Consider the following 19,694-nt stretch of genomic DNA (forward strand, 5'->3'; position numbering starts at 1 on the left):
TCTATCTAATTTTAATGGTTTGAATTCCAACTAATTTTAATCAGCTGTCTACTTAGTGTCAATACTTTCGTAACATGATGCTTTATTAGATAGGGTTAATTTTGAATTACAAATTCATCCTTTATGGAAATATAGGCACAATAAAAGACGAGTCCTTTGAAGGAAACCCGTCTTTTACTTCATTCATCATTCATTTCTGTTTTATAGTTGCTTAGTCCGCAGTTTTCACTTGAACTAGCGGATATTCTTCTCCATCAACGGTAACCGTGCTAGCATCATTCAGTTCCAACCGCTGCCAAAGGGTCAATAGCGTACGATAAGGATACTTCTTCAGATCATACTCCGATGGTGTGTCAGTGTCTGTGTCTGTATTTGCTCCATTGCCACTACCCTCAGTAGTAATCTCCGAAGTCAAGCCTCCGTCCGTGTTGCCAGTCACTGCTCCAGATTGATCACCACTTTTTCCACTGGATGTACCCCCACGAGCTGTGGAACCATTGTCCGTGGATTGTCCATCTGCTGTCGTGCTTTTTGTAGTGGCGCTCCCAGTGTTTACATCACCGGATGGATCATTGTTCGCCTTACTGGCTGCTTCCTTGTCGTTCTGTTCAGCAAGTGTAAAATTTTCGTATAAGTGCTCCTGCTGATCCGCACCGACAATGACGAGCTTCTTCGGCTTAAATTCTGCCTGCTCTGTCGATGTCTGAAACGCAAACAACAGCTTGACCATTTTCGTAGTGGACTTGGTATTAGGCACATGTGTCACTATCGCCGTAGGCTCCTTTTTTACGGGCACTGTAGGCTCTACAGGCTGTTGTTGTACAGGCTTCGGAGTGGCAACAGGCGCAGGTGTGTCAGCAGATCCGATCACCCCGGTTGCTTTCAGGCCGCCTAGCGTACCTGCAATGACAATCAGCACGATCCCGGAAATCACCCCACCTTTACGGAAACGACGAAGCGTTTTGACCAGAGGCGTGTCCGTCTCACGCTTTGCTGCCAAATAGAAATTTTTAAAGGCAGGCTTCGCAGGTTCAAAATATTGACGCCACAGCGTTTTTTTATGCAGTCCCTCTCGTCCTTCCTTTTGGAAGAATAGAAGTAGCGCACGTCTGTAGGATGGTTCAAAACCGCCGCGTGGAGTAGCAAACTCAGGGTGTTCCTCCGACCATCGGATAAAGCGGTACATCGTATCGTTATCCTTTGCCCATTTGCGAATCGAACTGACCAGGCGAGCGAAATCCAATATTCCCTCTCCCGGCCCGTCAGAACGATAAAAGGCAGGCAACAGACGGGCAAAATGGCCTTCCGCAAGCTGCTGGGGCAGCCAGCTGTAAGCCCAATCCTGTACCTTTTCTACTTCGCCGGGCTCCAGACCGTCCAGCACCGACGGTTCCGGGTCCTCCGTGTTAAACCAATCATAAGCCGCAACTAATCGCACAGCTTGTCCCTTAAGAGGAGCAGGCAGCTTTCCAACCCACTGCACCAAATCAGGCCGTGTGAAAAAAGGAATCTGTACGACCTGATCGGGTGATATTTCCTTTAGCTCTACTTCGGTAAGTAAATACCGATCCGACGCTTCCTGCAAGCGTTCTGTCAATCCAGATTGCTCCAGCGGGGACAGTTTGCCTACGGCAGAGTTGCTGTCCCATTGACGCAAGCGTTGGTGAATGGCAGCCACAGCCTCTACTGGTTTTCTTTCCGCACGCAGTCGGCCCATCAGTGCAGATTCTGCCAAAAGCTGAAAATCGGCATTCGCCGACACTTCGATATACCTACTGCCCCATTCGTGCACAACAGCCAGCAGCCCCTTGGCATCCGGTGTTCTTTTCATCTGACTGTCCATGTAGGGAATGAACAGCATTTTTGTCAGTGCCGGATTACCCAACACTTTCGTAAAATATGCCTTGCCTAATGATGGATTCTCTTCAATTGTATGATAAATATACGTGACTGCTTCCGTATTTCTGGCAGTATAAGCATTGTTTAGCGAACGGATTAAATATTCCACCAACCGATTTTCGCTGCTGCGTGCATGAACTTTATAATAGTCCTTGAAACTATCTACCAGGCCTACATCCGGAATATATCCATCCTTCACCCGATCAAATTCATGATCAAAGAACGACAGAAACAGATCATTCAGCCTCATTTTACGTGGCAGCGCATCGGGTGGCGATAAATAATCAGTCAGGCTTCGTAACACAGTGATTCGTTGTTCGTTGTATAATGCCCGCTCTCCCTGCTCAATTCTGTACAACGTAATTAGCTCATGATAGCTGGATGGCGTCAAATCACGCCCGGCCTCCATACCTGTCAGCATTTGCTCGGCAAATTTGAAGAAATCGTCCGGCGTCTCACCATTCAACAACGTACGGACGATCCAGTCAAAATACGGCTGTCTCACCTGCTCTGCATCCACATTAAGTATTCGACTATGATTAGACAGGTCAAATACAAAGTCCTTTTCTACATTCCGATCACCGGGACGCAAACTAAAAGGCTCAACAAACATCAAGTGAATACCTTTTCTGCTGTTCGGTTCCTGTGCATATGTAAGAAATCCGAGTCTGTTCCGAAATGCATAAGGCAGTGCTGCATACAACACACCCAGCAGCTGCTTGGCTGAAGATCCGACCGCTTCTACAGGAACATTCAGCGCTACGTATACCTTTTTGCGACCCGCTGCGGACATCATGACTGCGTATAAAAGCTGTTTGAACACTTCTTCGCTCAGCTGCAATTGAGCCAGCACTGTAGACGGGTCAACAGCCGGAAATACACTTCCACCTGGTAGGCGCTCCAATTCCGGCAAATCCGTTCCCTGCTCAATATCATAAGTATCAACAAAGGAGGTGTTCAGCCACTGCTTATAGTCAGACGGAGATTCACCATGTCCGGCTGGAATCACATAGTTGTGCGTGAAAAGGGCGCTTCGTAGCCCAGTAAAATCCGCAGCCTTATAAATACTGCGGCCAAGTACTACATCCCCGGACTCCGTCCGTACCAGATGTATGGCTTCCGGATAGACACTTTCCTGTTTCTCGCCGCGCGCCGTCAAAGCAGCAGGCGCATCATATACACATAAGGGATGCAGCACCTTTTTAATAAAAGAAGCATCCAATCCTTTGGAATTAGCCACTGTATCGAAGCCTTCCGTAGAACGGAAAATACCACGCCGTTCCCGTGTGTACATCTGCTGTTGTATCAAATGAGAGGTAGCATAACTCACTGTGATTCTCTCCCCTCAATGTACTTCAACTTATAAAGCAGCCAAATAAATGGCTCATCCACACGGATCGGACTAACCAACCCTTGCAGCTTTTGCTCAACCGGATTGCTACCCAGCGCGGAAACCGCGAAATAGGCCGTATCCGTAAAATATACATCCATCGTGCCCTTGAACGGTTTATCCACCTTTTCGATGAAGCGCCGAACTTCGCCATCAATGTTCGCAAACTCATCCAAATCCATATATTTGCGATGCTCCATCGGATTAAAAATATTGCTGTTCGTCTTGATGTATGTGCCTTCTTCATCTGCCAACGCAGTAAGCATATCACTTTTGGTCAGGACGACAGCGGTCGGAATGTCCGTTTTCCCTTTTTCCTGATAGGCGATAAAATCACCGAACATCGTAAGTACAACGTCACGCGGTTCATCATATTGTGAGACCCACTCACCCGGCTTATCGCCAAGGTTAATCTTAATGCGCTCCCGAATAGAGCGGATTTGTAGTGGATCGACCATAAAGAGAATACCTGCAGAATTCTTAATATGCTGTCCATGCAGTCCCAGATAGTCCTGATCTACCATTCCCTCACCGGCAACATCAAAAAACACTAGCGTCAGTGGCGGCTTTTCCTCATCCTTAAATACGAACTGGAAGATAAAGGGCTCCTGCATCTTTTCTTTTTGTGTCGATGTAAGCAGATCGCCTCTTTCAAATAAGGGTTCCTCATACATAGTGCGGAACTTTCGGCTGATCTCTGCATTGAGTGGCATGCAAGCCGCGTCAAAATGATCGGCCGTAACATGTTGCAGCGTGTGAATCAGGGAGGTCATATAAACAGATTTCCCTGCCTGCGAAGCTCCAATAATCGAAATGATATTGCTAGGCACCTTACCCGCAGTCACGGGCAACTCGTTATGGCAGTGCGGGCACAGTCGGTGACGCGTCAGCTCGCCATAACGGTCGGTCAGTCCTGTCAGTACATGATCAGAATACAATCGATGTTCCTCAGGAACATCAAGGGGATGTAAAATCGCCTCCATATCATGCACACTGTCCAAGCCAAAACGCTCCCGATATTTGTTCAACAGCTCATCTTCACCCAAAGCGTAGTCCTCGTCATCTTCACGGTGATGAGAAGCACGGAATACTACTTCCTCCGGGGAGAATTTACTAAAGCAATAAGGGCACACAATATCATAAAATAACGGCCTTGGCGCTGCCTGTGGCTTTCTTCTGAATAAATTGCTAAGAAAACTCATCGGTTGCGGCCTCCTTTCATTCAGGAACTAATTCATATACCGTGCCATATTTCTGGCCGTCCGTAAAAAACAGCCGCACATATTCATCTCCCCCCACTTCAACAGCGGGTAAAACATTCCGTCCCGCAACAAAAGGTGCTGTGAACGGATACAAGGTTCCATCGTCCCGATCTGCGGGATAGCCCCCACGCTTCTTCACGTAGCAAAGCGCCTCCTGCGGGACAGGAACTTCGGCTGTCACCTGAATTTGGACGGTTTTGCGGCTGCGAAACCAGCCTTTTTTATGGTGAACCGCATATCTGATTTTAGCCCTTCCGGTGCTCAACTCCAGTTGGTTGGCTCCGTCTTGCTGACGGATCACGTAAGTGTCTCCATCCTCCCGAACAGCCGGATACACGGTATACCGCACGCGTCCAATGCCTTCAATTCGGTCACGATAGCTGCCAGCAGCCTTATACTCCTCGCGTGTAAAAAGTTTTAGGCTTGAAAAAGGCGGTAAAACTTCACCTTTATTTTGCCCATTCACACCTGCATCGGCTGATTGCTTCGCAATATATACCACGGCTGCGCCCTCAGGCCACTGCCAGCGTAACACAACCCGGTTGTCATCAATTTTGTGGCTCAGCTCCGAAATAATAGGATCACCGGGCTGTGCTTCCCTATACTGCATAAGTTCCAGCCTCCCGTTCTAAAATCCACTGCTGCGTCGATTGCGCGTCGGGGCTTCCGGTGCCCCTCTTCGGCGTCCTGACGACTCACCCTGACTTCCTCCACCGGAAGATCGGCGAGTATTTTCCGCAATCGGCAGAACAAGCGAAAAGACAGCAATAAGGGCTGCCAGTACGAGCGCTGCCAACAAACGAATCATCAAGTCGCCTATAGGCGATCCAGATAATCCTTTTTCCAAAATAAAGCCAGCGAGCAAGCCTGCCGGGACTCCACCAATGGCGAAATTCCGTGCAAGAAAACGGTTATCGAACATCAGCCCAAGAGCTAATCCCAATAGAGCGCCGATAATGACCAGAGCCGTTACACGATAAATGGCAAAATACAGACTGTCGGCATATTCACCTGTCCGCTCCGTTACCAGTGTGCGATCACCGATTTTGTTATATATTTTACCGAACGCCTGAGTAAGTCCTTGGGCATTGGCTACATTAGAATAAGTTCCACCTGTCAGGTTAGCAATATTTTGCAATAAGGCTATACCATCCGACTCTGCCAGTTTCAGCCCGATCGTATTAATCGGAATCTGGCGGGCGATATAAGGAGCCAATGCTGTCTGGGTATCCAGATCGCTAAAACCATCAGAGAGCATAATAACGAGAGAACCTTTTTCCGCATTGCCTTGGGTTTCAATCTCCTTGATCGTCTCGTCCAAAGCAAGCCCGATCTCTGTACCGCCTGACATTATAGTTTGCATACTATCGATTTTAGAATATACCGCTTGCTTCTCTGCATCTGTGCCAATGGGAGTAAATGGCTGAACCAACTGCGCAGCAGATTCAAATGAAACAATGGCTACCCGCTTGTCTCCATCCATTTGGGCAATCAGACTCTTGGCAGCCGTTAGGCGTTCATTATCAGGATCTGTTTGTTGCATACTTCCGGAATTATCAATCACAAGTACGAGGTCCTGTACGCTCTTGCGCCCTTCAGGGTTAACCTGATAGCCCAACTCCAATAGCAGACCTGCCACGAACAACATCACCAACGTAGCAGGCACCAGTAACTTCCAGGATAACCCGGAGTAGCGCTGCCGCCATGAATGTCCATTTAACTGTGGCGAAATCAGTTCGCCAATCAGACAGCCTAGGCCAATGCACAGGGCCATGATGCCAAAATACAGCCCGATCACGATGATATGCGGCCAATGCCCTATCAATTTGTGAAGAATAAGCTCTCCCAAGATGAAGCCTACTACAGCGCCCAGCAAGCCGAACAGTAATAGGAGAACGTTAAATTTACGCTGCTTCATAAGAATCGTTGCTTCCTTCCATCATTAAAGTAGGATGAATATGTGGCTACCGCAATTCCGGCAACCGGTCCACGTCGATTCCGTGAAACACGAAACCATTCGCAGTATATGTCTCATAATACGTTTTGCCGTTGCGGTAAACCATCAGATCCTCCAGATGGAAGCCGCCCATCAAATGCAGTTTTTCCACCCCGCTACTGCGGCGCTCATGCACAAAACCCAGTTTGTAAATACGCGAAGTAATGTCCACATCCATCGCATAAGGAAGAAATTCGCCTTCGTAGTCACCAAAGAAGTACTTTTCTTCATACCGATGCTCATGGGTATAGTCGAGCAAACGTACGTTAATTCCGCCATGTTCCTCTAACGTTTGATACAGTTTTCTAAACAGCTCATCCTTCGGAACGACCAGCCGATTTTCATATGCAGCAGCTACATTCGCACGCCGCAATAATTCTTCTTCGAAGGTCTGATTAAACGGCTGTGAACTGAGAATCAAGGTACGACAGGTCTGCGTAAGTCGATCCACCAATGCGGACAGACCCCCGTCCAGCAATCCGGATACAGGCCCCATATGCCGGGTATCAAAGAATATAGATTTTCCCCGCTTGCTTTCCAGCTCACGCATGACATCCTCTGTCACACGCTCGTAATACTCGAACAGGTTTTGACCTGTGTAACTGTCGGCCTGCCGAATACTGTCCGTTGCAGCTTGATGCAGTTCACGCTCCAGGCTGGCAAGCTGTACTGTAATATGCTTCGCTTGTGCATGCCATTTCTCTAGTGCCAGTTCATAGCGGCGAAGTAACTCCAAATCCGCTTGAATCCGCAGCATGTGCAGCTTGTGCCCGTAAACTGTCTCGGTCAGGTAACGGATCAAGCTGCGCACATTATGCTTATCCATGAGTGGTAGTCGTTGAAAAGGCTGGTCCTCCACCCGCCCGTTATACAGGGTATCCAGTTCAGCGGCACTAATCTGCAAGTCATTGGACGTATCACGAATCAGCCCCCGAACAGCCGTAAGCACATTCCCTGTTTTATTTTCATCCGTCCAGTCTGTCAGCTCGAAAAATCCGATTTCAGGATATTCCTTGGCAGCTGCATTCACAGCCAACTGCAGACCTGATTCCGCCTGAAAATCTCCCAACCGTTTGTGCACAATCCGTTCACAATTATCACGGAAAAAGGCTTCGCAGCCCTGACCAAACAAGGCCTCCTCCGCCTCACGTAATGTCATTCGCTTCAACGAGCCGTAGCTGGCTCCGCTGGTCATCAGTGCACTCATGTCCGTGATCGCTTCATTACCAGGAACTAGATCATTTCGCGTGCGACCGCGCTCAGCAGCATCTAAACCAAAATAATTCAGCTTATCGCGTATGTCCCACTCCTGCTCTGTTCTCATACGCTCTAACAGCTTCACATAAAAGTGATACAGCACCGTAAGTGCGATTGACTGGTTAGGGCGGTTGACTCGGGAAAATCCAGCCGACACATAACCCTGCCGCCCGGATTCCGTCATGATGTTGTTTTTAAACGATGTATTGTTGTATCCCCCATCCTGTGACCGATAGGAATCTCCTGCCTGATAACGGTTTTTAAGAAGCTGAATGTGGCAAATGATGTCACAGCTTTCTCGCAGACTATTCGGCACCGTTACGCCGCGTTCGTTCTTGTCGGACAGCACATAGACGAGATCGAACAACGGCGATGGAGCATGGGATACCGGAATGGTCAATTTGTCCTCGGTCATATGAAGCGGTGCCGTAAACGTATACTCCGGACTCTGGATATAGTCCAGCTCTCGCATGAAAGCAACGGACGTTGCACTACTGTAGCCAAATTGGGCAGTCTGATCGCTTTCATTCACCAACACATACAGATCCATTTGTACCGATTTAAAAGACTGTGCAAAAATATACTCCGCCAACAGTGTAACTTCAGGGATTAATACGTTCATGGGGTCATCCGCTGTCGTCAAGATCGACAAATGGACACGCTCGAACGAAGAATACAACCGACCGTAATCTGCCAGATGTCCACTAGCCCGGCGCAACGCGGTGTTAAGCTCAATTAGCTGCGATTCATGTGTATAAAAGGCTTGGTGTAAGTCACGGCGTATCGTTTGGTGGCCACTTTCCTCCGGTACCGCTATCGTATGAACAATAGCATCCACCGAACGATCTACAGCCGCATGTTCTTCCTGCGAGCGAATCTGAATATATGTTACTCCCGTGCTGTTATCCCACTTGGTTCGGTTGATATCTGCAATGGTGTTCATCACCGGGTTCATGCGATCCCCGATAAAAAGAAACACGGACGGGAAATGGATGCTACTGCGTCCATCCCCGCTTCCGATTAATTGGTCCTCTGCGGCTGCATAGTCAGCCGCATAACGTAACAGCTGCTCTCTCATACTTTATTTCAACTTTCTGCGGATGTCGTTTAATTTTCCAGCCATTTGAGCATAGAATGCATAAAGCTCCGCTCCGTTAGCCAGCTCCACCTTTTCATATTCCAATTGATTGCGGGCCTCTGTGTAAGTTGCAGCCAGTTCATCCAGCTTCGCCAGCAATGGTGTAATATCCTCAGATGAAGTCAATACAGCATCACGGCGATCCGCCTTGCGCATTAGAGCTGCAAATTTCTTTTCCTCTAAACCACGGAAGTTAGTAAACACTTCAAACTCCACATAATTGCGACTCTTCATGACATTGGCAAACGGCTCCCAAGCCTCTTCCTCTTCGTCACGATCATAGACATACAAAGCGCCTTTTTTCGTAATCGTGTCCGTATAGAGTGCCTGAATGAACTGATCCAGCCATTTTTCTTCATCTTGATATTTGCCCAGCAAAGCTTCCAGTTCAGCGGCTTTCGCTTCAATTTGTGTATACTTCGCCAGTTCTTCACGAACCACCTGTGTTAACTCCGGTGAACGGATCAGGTTTTCCTTCGCCATCTCTTCATTGATGCTGCCAAAGATGTCCTTGCTTCCGGCCTGCTCCAGCCCTTCAGCCAGCAGACGTTTCAACTCAGACCATGCTCTTTTCACCTCACCCAAATTCGGCTTGGATTCATGCAAGCGCATATCGTAGCCTGCCAGCATCGCATTCAGATCTAGCGCATGTGAACGGATTACAGTGAAGCGACTGCTCGTATTCTGATCGACATCCTTTTCCCGAATCACGCCAAATGACTTGGCACGGTCAAAATCATTACGAATGCGTGCATTGTATGCTTGCACACGCGAATTGACGTAAGTTTCGCCCCATGACTTTTCAGGAATCGGCGACGGCAGATTAGTCCAGTTGTTCTGGCCTGTTTGCACCAGATGGCGGCCAATACCTTCGCGGTCAAGAATCGTTTTTTCATAGCTTTCTTCATACACTTTGAGCGGCGTATATACAAACAGAGGAACACCATTACGCGTATTGAGCCAGAAAATCCGGTTACGAACTTCACTTTCTTTAATAGTAAAGTGTGATTTTCCAATTGCATTATTTTGATAATTGCGAACGCCTTTTAGGATATTAGGCGACTGTACAGGTACCGAAACGAATCCCCAAGACGGGAAGTACAAGTTGCCAGAGCTATTGCTCAGATGGAACACAGGTACAGCTTCCTCATCCAGTTTGCTCGCAATGTAGCGCTCCACAAATTTTTCAATGGCTTCATCTTGCCCGTATTTCATGACGAGGAAATCCTCCATGGAACGGGTAATGAGATCACCGAACTTATCAGTCAAGAAATTGGAGATTGAGCTGATGATGTCCATATCCTGATCCTTCACCCATTGATCTGAATTTTCGAGCAATTCTTGGGCAAAATCACGAATCAAATCGTCACCGTTGCGGTTATCCAGCAGCTTGGTCACAACTTCAGAAATATCCGGTACACTTACCAGATTCCAATAGTACGTTTTGTTACCTTTGTGATCGGACTGTTCCTCGCCGTTAATCAGCAGATCACCATTCTTCTCGAATATTGCGCTCAATGCGTTCAAAATTTCAGTAAATACATTATAAATGCGGCTATTTTCCTTATTCAACAGGTCATACAGGTCTTCATAAAATTCAATGAGCTGCTCTGTACGTTCCACATCAGCACGCAGCCAATATTCATTAATTTTCGCTTCAATGTACGCATTTTTCTTTTTATCCTTGGATACAAACGCGCTCTTGGCATCGCCCAACTTTTCGTTCGCCTGCTCACGCGCCCATTCAATGTCCGTCGGAATACGGTGCAGTGATTCACGCAACGTCTCCACATATGAAAGCAGCATTTTCAGCAAGCTAAATCCTTTTTCAGTATAAATCATGCGGGATACATAAAACGGTCCTTGCTCAGGATGCAGAAACATCCGGCGAATTTGATCCGTAAACTGTCCTGTAATTTCACCAGGAAGCTGCTTCTTCGCTTTGATATACTCTTCGCGGGCACGCGTCAGGAACGTTTGCTCCAGCTCGGTGTCCATATTGACAACTTGCATTTTAACGACATTGCTATAACTTAACCGTTCACTGTTTTCAAAGCCCGGAAGCGGCTCAGGTACACGGGATTCAAAGTTTTTGATCATGCTATCCAGATCCACGCCCAGCTTGCGGGCAAACTTCTCTACATCCTCTTGATTTGGCGATTGCTCGAACATTTTGGACATTTTGCCAAACATTCGATAAGCCAGATATGTCGTCATTTCCTCCATTGGCAGCACCGCCGAGGAAGCCCCGATAATATTGTAATCGTAGTTTGCTGGATACGCCTTATTCATTTGTGCGATGTTGGTACGGATATTGCTGATATAGTCATGAATGGCAAATTCTTCGCCGGATTGTTTTTCCTCACTCGCCATAAAGTTGGTGATGTTTTCGGCGGTGACATTCATACAGTAATCATAAGCATTTTCCAACAGCTTGCCTTCCGTATTCGTGGCCGAAATGAGATGGCACAGATTAAACGGCGGAAGCGGCGAGTTCACGGTCAAAATATTTCCGTACTGCTGCTTAAAGCGTTCACCACGGCTGTCTACATTCATCCAGTAGTCCAGCTCTTTCAGTGCAGCATAGCCGTTCTTTTTAATATATTCACGTGTATGCTCACTCAGGCTTTTGTTCGCCAAATTGATATCCGGTGTAAACAGATACCCTAATGTATTTACACGGTCTACACCTGCAGAGCCATAATCGCGCTCAATAATTCCTCGGACGATATATGAGATATCGAGGAAAGTACCGCTTCCTGTACCGCCGGACAAACCGGACAGCAGGAACACCATAAGCTTCTTATTGGTGCCCTCAGACAAGGTTTTGATTTTTTTGTCAATGCTTTGAACGACCTGATTAATTTTGGTGAACAGCAGTAATCGTCCTGCCTGACGTACCCCTGCCGCCCCGTTCATACCATCGGTAATGCTCAGCTCTGGAGACAGCCAATCGGTAATGTACGGCTCTAGAATGCTACGGTTTTGCAGCAATCCGCCGATTTCCGCATTGGACAGCAATACAAACTCATTGATGGGGTCCAAACCAATCCCCTTGTATTTTTTGTTGCGGTCTTGTTCATTCGTTTCAAAAGCGAGAAATTCCACATTGTCCGGTTTATCGCTCTTTTTCTTGGAGATCGGATCTGCTGGAAGCTTGAATCTGCGGTTAATTTGATATTTCAAGCGGAGAAGGGCATCAATTCCCGTACCTCCGAGTCCGATAATTAAAATAGGATTATCAATAGTATCCACTCTGATCTTATCGCTTACGATCCCCCCGCCGAGTGATACGTCTAATTGTTGGATATGCTCTCTAACTACTGGTTTCATAGATATGACCTCCTAAGGGTTCGTTTAGCTGTTTACTGAAATAAATTCCAGCAAAATGGTTTTGTCCACACTGGCTAACGGGATGGTCAGACGATCACCGTTTTTGAGTTCAAGACCGTTGCCTGTGTCTACAGCCCGCCCGGATTTTTCAATCGTAATCTCGGAGGTACTGCGCACAATGATACGATCCTGATTGGCTGGTGTGAACACAACCTTGTCGGTTCCAGCAAATTCCGGTGCCAGTTGCAGCAACTGGTGCAGATTAAATTTGCCCCGGAAGGTGTTCAGCTTCTTGTACTGCGGATACGTTTTTTCGCCAGTGTTCTCATCCCGGATTTCCAGTACGATTTGACCGACAAAGCCACGGTTGGCCTTTTTCATAGCCTTCCAGATGAAATATGCGGCAACCAGCAGAACGAGCAGTCCCAGCCCTAAAAGAATGAGTGGCATTAGCTTGGACTTTTCAGCAGGTGTTGTTGGCTGAGTCGTGCCCGTATTTGTACCGCTCGTCGCCCCTGCTTTAGCACTAATGGTTACAGGCTGTGTTTCACGGTAGAAGCTCTTCTCCTCTGCTCTAACGGTTAGTTCGTAGTCATGCTCATCTGGAATCGTATAGGAACCGGTAAAAGAATCCCCTGCGTTGGTTAACGGCACCTCATTCGTTGTACCGGAATCCAGATCCTTGACCTTCAGAACAGCATTCATATTCGCATACAATTCCTGATCCTGAAGATGCTGGCTATTGCTCGTCAGGTAGGAACGAATTTGAACTGCATCGCCTTTTTTGTATGATTTGGCGGGCGGTGCGTCCATTTTCAGCTCCAGATCATAGTTAAATACCAGATTAATATCAATCTGATCCTGCTGGACTCCCTTGACTTGGAGCTTCCAGTCACCAGCCGCAGGCTTGAGCAGTTTAATCAGTGAGTAGCTTTTGGACTTGGACAGCAGCACATCGCTCGAAGGAATCGGCTTGCTGTTGCCCGACGGGTCTATCAGTCTCGCATCCACCGGTTTCGAGGACATGATCGAAATGTTAGCCTCCAGCACACTATCGTTCGGTACGGTTACCGTTACGTCCTGATAGTCGCCGTTTGCCGTAATGGACTGCAAAGGCACCACTTTCAACTTCAAATTGCTGGCGAAAATTTCACTCAGAATGTTCGGCAGGTCATCCGCTGAGCTTGTAATAAAGGACTTGCCGCCCGTTTGCTGCGCTATGTCGGCAAGCTTGTTTTTATTCAGCTTCCCATCTGCATTCAAGCCGATGGTGTAGATCGGAACGCCGCTATTTTTAGCCTCGGCTACAGCCTGTGCCATATCCTGATCGGATTGGCTTTCGGTTCTACCTGTCGTCTTATTAAAATCGTTGTTACCGTCGGCCAGCATGACGAGCATAGGCGCATGTCCAGCTGTTTTACCATCTTGCAAAATGCGGATTGCTTCCTTGACACCCACGGAGGTGTCAGTATACGCCCCCCGGTTCAGTCCGTCAATAAACGTCTTCAGTTCCTGCTTATCCGCTTCGGATGTAATATTAAGCAAGGCTTTCTCACGCTGTACGACATCCGTATACGCTACAATCCCGACCTTGTCATTTTGCGTCGACAGCATATCAATGAACATTTTCATGGCTTCATTGCCAATTTTCCCAGGATCACTGGTGTTCATTGAATTACTTACATCGACGACCAGCACCGCATCCACCTTAGAAGCAGAGGGTGAAGCGGCATTCGCCATCTGTGGCTGCCATGCCAAAATCGAGGTCATGATCATTGTACATATGATTCCGATGACCAAAAACCATTTTCTGTCTCTACTAAACATCGCTTGTACCCCTTTGCCGGTTAATTCTCATTCTAAATTACAGTTGTACTCCCCTACTATTAAATTATAATGAGTTTTACATGAGCGCCAGCTGAAAATACTGCCCGAATGGTCTGAATCCAACCCAAAAGCCTGTTATACCGCGAGATTTTACCAATATCCTGCAGTAATGATATAATTATACCCCAACAAGGGCAATCGGGCACCAGCCTTCTCCTTTATACGACAAAAATAACAATAGCGAAACCCGCCCATGTAAAATATTGAACTAAAAATCCAAGTAGAAAGAGGAAATACACTATGATCTCATACGGATGTCTGGCGATTATGTTTCTTTTTGTCGCCATCAAATCACTAATTTACTATATACATAAAAAACGCGCCCCGTCGATTACACAAATCGACACCGAGCTTCTAGCGCTGCTGAACCGGAGAAGTGAGCACAATGAATAGTTCCAAACAAGCTGTACAATTTCGCCCATTTACCCGCACAGAGTACGCCTTCCAAAAGCTAAGAGTCTGCAAGCGTTGTGGACAATTTACCGCCCTTTGGGAAGAAGAGTGCACATCATGTGGTCGGGATACACTAGTTCCTGTAGAGCAATATGCCAGACTCAGAGCCAAACGTTATTTTCGTAAAGACCTTGCCGTTAGTGTCATATTGCTGGCTGCTACTGTCTTTTTCGGCCACTCGCCGCAACAAATGCTTCTGTGCGGTATCGTCGGTGCGCTTCTTCTGCTGCCCTTGGTGCTTCTACAGCAGGGTATTTATCCTTATGAACAGCGTAGGCAGCTTATACGTCTGTTCAGAGGCCGTATAGGGCAGATCCAGGAAGGACTAAACGTTAATCATAAAAACGCGGTTGCCCTGCGGCAGCTCAGTGAGCGTGTCTCCTATGAAATGCTGCGTGAGATGGCTGTACTCCTTCACAATGATCGGATAAGGCTCCAGCAGGTCGCTCTGCTGCAATCTTTTGTTCTCCGCAAAGACATGGAATTAACGCTCGATCCTCTCCTGATCAAGAGCTTTGAGCCGCTTATGGTCAGATATATCGGAGAGATTGCCAGACTCAATCGTGAGCTGATCAAGGACCGGACATTCCGATACGTAGTCTTTTATGAGCGCCGCATTCTGGAATTAGCAGGGGGCGAAGATATTCTCGTCCGCGTAGCCAGTGCAGCTGTCCGTAAAAAGCGCTACGTAGTCACCCATGCCGCTTTCATTTCCAGATATGTGCGCAAACTGCCAAAGGAACGAGTCCAGCGTTTATATCATATCATTCAAGAGAATCCGTTAGAACCCTTTGGAGATTTGGCCGATGAAGTAAAGATCATGTACCTGATGGAGCAATATAAAAGCTAAGCTGCCATAATGCCCTTCTTTATATGACGTCATCCCGATCACAAATCACTGCAATGAACCAGCAAAAAACCGTCAGGATCGCCAATGTGCCTCCAGACGGTTTTTTAAATTGTGGATTATTATAACATTGTTACTTTTTTATTGGCTATTGGCCTTGCAGTTTTTGCTGCGTATGTCTAATAGAAGTAAAGTTAAAAGCACGCACTCCCTGGCTATCATACACAATAATCTCTTTATTCAAATACGGGTGTAGACCATTAAAGTATCCGGGCATAATCAGTCTGCGCATAAATAGGTTTTTACCCAGCATACGGGGAGAATTGGTCGCTACGACAAGCATTTGCTGGGTTGCAGACCATGGGCTAGGTTGAATATATGACAGACAATACTCGCCTGCCGTAAAATCGCCGCCCAATGTATAACCTTCCTCCGTACATGTAATTTGCAGATCGGCTTGGTGCTTGTGAAGCAGCTCATGTCTGGACAAGCCCGAAGTGACACAAATCACGTTGCTATCAGCCAGTGCTTCCTCCGTAATATCAGTGGAAGACACCACCGGATAATGAACACCGATATACGGATTCCAAGTCGCTGTTCGTGGACTAGCCAAGGCGTTCGCCGTCCGTCTCACCGCCTGTTCTTCCTCCGGTGTAGCGTAGCTGGACGGAAGGACAATGTGAAGACGATCCATATAAACATCAAGCACACCCATACCATGGCTCAAAACGTTTCTTCCCACGCTTTTCGAATCCACAATTTTCTTTTTGGCATCCGATTCTTTTGTAAAGCATCCACTGCTTTCTTCCTCCCGTTCGGCAATCAAACGGTATTCAGGGGAGGGACGTTTATGTGACTGTGTCTTAACAAAGCGAAAGCGACTGTATTCCCGCAAATCCAACACGAAAATACGGGCTCCGATACGAACTTGAGCCAATTCCAAGGGCATGACCTCTTGAGAAAGATGAATGATAAATTCTTCGGCGTGAACTGCCTCGATATCTAACTCACCTGTGGCACTCATTTCACCGTACAACTCGGCATATTCCTCATTTACATCCATTCGCGTCAGTTCCAGCCAGTAAGCCCGGTTATGTCTGCCCCGTTCCGTCCGGTAGGCAATACGCTGAGGTACGACATCTCTTTTCCATTGCATAAGCCAGCCTAGTACACCGTCCAGAAGTCTCAGCTCATGCGTGTCCCAGTGATTAGAATGACGTTCTACGACACCTTTAAAATGATCAGATGGAAGCGCTGTTACTGGGGCTGTAAATGCTTGTGCAAATAAGTAATCCTGATCTCCACATACATTCAATATTGGCATATTCAACAGATTTATCAGATGCTTGGGATGTGGCGCTCCAGAGATAACCGCTATAGCCGCAAAACGAGAAGGATAAGCCTGTGCCATCGCCCAAGCAGCGTATGCTCCGTTCGAATAACCCGTCAGATAGACCCGATCTTCGTCCACTCGATACGCTTGCAGTATGACATCCAGTCCCTCCAAAAAAGCAGCTTCTCCAATATAACTGCCCAACGTTACACCACGGCACGAAAAAGTAACGAATATAGCTTCCTCTTCCCAGCCTCGCCCAAAACCTCGATTCTGAAAATCCGGCAAACCCAGCTCATATCGCTTGCCTGGCATCAGAACGATCAGAGGATACTGTCGGTCAGCCGAATAGCTTCTGGGAAGCTGAATGGTATAGCGTTGCAAACTATTGTCCAAACGGGAGACAAAAAATCCTTCCCCAATTCCGTCATTACACAAAAAGATATGTTCTTCTTGAAGTAAGGATGGGGAATGTGACTGCTCGGTATGTCCATTTGTGAAGATCTGTTTTAATAGCTTGATATATTCACGCACAATCCGGTAATCCCAGATTTCAAAAGGATCTTCCGGCAAATCCGTTAACCTTTTTAATTCTTCAAGCAGGCCCTCTATTTGTATTTTCTGCGCAGAATGAAGAATATCTATAGCGCGGGCTTGAATGTATTGGTCATACTCTTTCTGCAAGCCCTCCACGACGACTGACAAAGGCCGCACAAGTACCGAATACACAAAATGATGCTCCACAGCCTCATGATCCCGATATGTAACAGTGAAGTGCAGCATTCCCGTATTCCTGGCCTTTTCCTCATCCCAGTCATAGCTTTGCTCCTGCTCCCAATGTGCTGGAAAGCGATCCAGCTTCATGCCCTCATCATCCGTTACCTCGACCCATAACGTTTGATCTAAGGGAAGATCTATCCGATCCTTACGCAGTAAATAAAATAAGATCGGGCTGTCTTCGCCCTCCCTGCCAGCACTTTCTTCAACCTCTAGCCATGCCATATGAAAACGTATATTACGCTCTACAAATTCTCGATGCAGTTCTGTCACATCTGATTCGTCGCATACCTGATTTCCACTGATACGAATAGAGCGGGCCTCCTCGGGAATAAACGCAGCAATGATAACTACCGTGTGATCGCCTTCCTCCATATACAAGCGAAAAGGACCGGATTCCGCATATACCAGTGTGCCATCTATCCATATTTGTCCCGTTCCTTCAAAGGGTCTGAAAATCACTTCCTGTGCAGCCATACAACGAAGATTTGAAACCAGCAAAAGCCTTTCTTGTTCGGCCAAAGGCGGAAAAACACCTAGATTCAGTTCCGCAGTCCGAGGGTCCAGCTCGGTCAATAATCGGCACGCTGCCTTTCCTCCGGCTGAAAGCTCTACTCCTTCTTCACCACAAGCCTTTTCCAAATTCCAATCCTCATGGGCAAAATAACTTGACCATTCCCTACCCACACCGCAATTTTCCGGAAGCTCGACTGGACCGACTGCATAAGCAGACGCCAGACGTACCGGATGATCCGACAGCACAGTAGTTGCTTTTTCCAGATGTGTGAACCTCATAACATTCCCCCTCCAGGTTTTTGTTTCCTCAGAGACGTAGTCGCGGTTATATTCCGTTTAACATTCAATTGAACTATATAAAACTATTCGTTATTACCTCTACGTACTCCTCTGTGCTTTTCAAAAAAGAAGCTATTCTCACAACAAAAAAAGAGGCAGCTTCTGCCACCTCTCTTGAACATTACACTTATTTTCTTACAATGCTGCCTGCAAGTCTTCAATCAAATCTTCCAGATCTTCAATCCCAACCGAAATCCTCACCAAACCTTCGGTAATGCCTAACTCTGCACGACGTTCTACCGGAATAGAGGCGTGCGTCATACGTGCAGGAACGCTAATCAAACTTTCAACCGCTCCCAAGCTTTCAGCCAGTGTAAAATATTTCACCTTTTTCAGAAGTGCAACCGCGTTAGCGTCGCTACCTACATCAAAGGAAATGATGCCGCCAAAGCCTTGAGCCTGGATTTTGGACAGTTCGTGCTGCGCATGGCTTTCCAGTCCAGGATAATACACTTTTCTAACCTTCGGATGTTTTTCCAAAAAGGCTGCAATTTCCTTCGCATTTTGCTCAATCGCTTCCATACGCAGACCCAATGTTTTAATACCGCGGATCAATAACCAAGAATCCTGCGGGCCGAGAATAGCACCAATGGCGTTTTGCAGAAAATGGAGTTGTTCTCCCAGCTCGTCGCTGTTCACAACAGCCAGACCAGCTACAACATCGCTGTGGCCGCCCAAATATTTGGTAGCAGAGTGAATGACAATATCAGCCCCGAGTGTAATTGGCGTCTGCCAATAAGGGGTAGCAAATGTGTTGTCGACGATCAGTAAAAGATCATGTTTTTTTACAAGCTCCGAAACAGCGCGGATATCAGTAACTTTCAAAAGCGGGTTCGTTGGCGTTTCGACATACAATGCCTTCGTATTCGGACGAATTGCTTTGGAGATAGCTTCCAGGTCAGTCGTATCCACAAATGTGGACTCAATTCCGATACGGCTGAGCACTTTGCTTACAATGCGATAGGTGCCTCCGTATACATCATCGGTCAGCAAAATATGATCCCCTGCATTAAACAGTGAAAATACCGCATGAATTGCAGCCATACCCGAACCGAAAGCAAAACCACGCTTTCCTTCCTCCAGATCCTTGATCAGCTCCTCCAAAGCAAACCGGGTCGGATTGCCTGTACGCGAATACTCGTATCCCTTATGGACGCCAATTTCCTCTTGCTCATAAGTGCTTACCTGATAAATAGGAACGTTAACCGCGCCTGTATGGGGATCGGTAGGAAGCCCGCCGTGAATCAGTTTTGTTTTGCGTTTCATT

11 protein-coding genes are annotated in these 19,694 nt (G+C 47.2%); 2 read left to right on the forward strand and 9 right to left on the reverse strand.

Translation table 11 applies throughout. The features are described 5' to 3' along the window. Positions 1-211: 211 nt before the first annotated feature. Genes ACEN8J_RS11355 through ACEN8J_RS11385 form a run of 7 tightly spaced genes read right to left on the reverse strand, consistent with a single transcriptional unit; the run spans position 212 to position 14,102 of the window. A complete protein-coding gene (locus tag ACEN8J_RS11355) occupies positions 212-3,229 on the reverse strand; it encodes a GAP1-N2 domain-containing protein (RefSeq protein WP_029519151.1) in 3,018 nt (1,005 codons plus the stop codon). Beyond that, positions 3,226-4,491, reverse strand: a complete 1,266-nt coding sequence (locus ACEN8J_RS11360) for a TRAFAC clade GTPase domain-containing protein (RefSeq protein WP_029519150.1) — start codon at positions 4,489-4,491, stop codon at positions 3,226-3,228. The genes ACEN8J_RS11355 and ACEN8J_RS11360 overlap by 4 nt, the downstream gene beginning before the upstream one ends. A 16-nt stretch (positions 4,492-4,507) precedes the next feature. After that, positions 4,508-5,161, reverse strand: a complete 654-nt coding sequence (locus tag ACEN8J_RS11365) for a beta-mannanase (RefSeq protein WP_069010195.1) — start codon at positions 5,159-5,161, stop codon at positions 4,508-4,510. 18 nt (positions 5,162-5,179) lie between these two features. Then, a complete protein-coding gene (locus ACEN8J_RS11370) occupies positions 5,180-6,469 on the reverse strand; it encodes a vWA domain-containing protein (RefSeq protein ID WP_069010196.1) in 1,290 nt (429 codons plus the stop codon). A gap of 46 nt (positions 6,470-6,515) precedes the next feature. Further along, positions 6,516-8,882 (reverse strand): transcription initiation factor TFIID, encoded by a 2,367-nt coding sequence (locus tag ACEN8J_RS11375; RefSeq protein WP_069010197.1) that lies wholly within the window; start codon positions 8,880-8,882, stop codon positions 6,516-6,518. 3 nt (positions 8,883-8,885) lie between these two features. After that, positions 8,886-12,275, reverse strand: a complete 3,390-nt coding sequence (locus ACEN8J_RS11380; RefSeq protein WP_495594508.1) for a tubulin-like doman-containing protein — start codon at positions 12,273-12,275, stop codon at positions 8,886-8,888. A 24-nt stretch (positions 12,276-12,299) separates the two neighbouring features. Continuing rightward, entirely contained in the window at positions 12,300-14,102 is a 1,803-nt protein-coding gene (locus ACEN8J_RS11385) for a vWA domain-containing protein (RefSeq protein WP_165147243.1), read from the reverse strand. A 300-nt stretch (positions 14,103-14,402) separates the two neighbouring features. On the opposite strand from ACEN8J_RS11385, the gene ACEN8J_RS11390 reads away from it, so the two are divergent. Then, entirely contained in the window at positions 14,403-14,555 is a 153-nt protein-coding gene (locus ACEN8J_RS11390; RefSeq protein WP_165147246.1) for a hypothetical protein, read from the forward strand. Further along, on the forward strand, positions 14,548-15,465 hold the full coding sequence (locus ACEN8J_RS11395; RefSeq protein WP_342426013.1) for a hypothetical protein: 918 nt from the start codon (positions 14,548-14,550) through the stop codon (positions 15,463-15,465). Before ACEN8J_RS11390 ends, ACEN8J_RS11395 begins: the two co-directional genes overlap by 8 nt. 145 nt (positions 15,466-15,610) lie before the next feature. Here ACEN8J_RS11395 and ACEN8J_RS11400 read toward each other — a convergent pair whose 3' ends face one another. Next, positions 15,611-18,367: a PHB depolymerase family esterase gene (locus tag ACEN8J_RS11400; protein WP_495594509.1), complete on the reverse strand. Its 2,757-nt coding sequence runs from the start codon at positions 18,365-18,367 to the stop codon at positions 15,611-15,613. Positions 18,368-18,562: 195 nt separating this feature from the next. Further along, positions 18,563-19,693 (reverse strand): bifunctional cystathionine gamma-lyase/homocysteine desulfhydrase, encoded by a 1,131-nt coding sequence (locus tag ACEN8J_RS11405; RefSeq protein WP_029519142.1) that lies wholly within the window; start codon positions 19,691-19,693, stop codon positions 18,563-18,565. Between the last annotated feature and the right edge of the window lies 1 nt (position 19,694).

This window comes from Paenibacillus sp. Paensp38 (assembly GCF_059491915.1).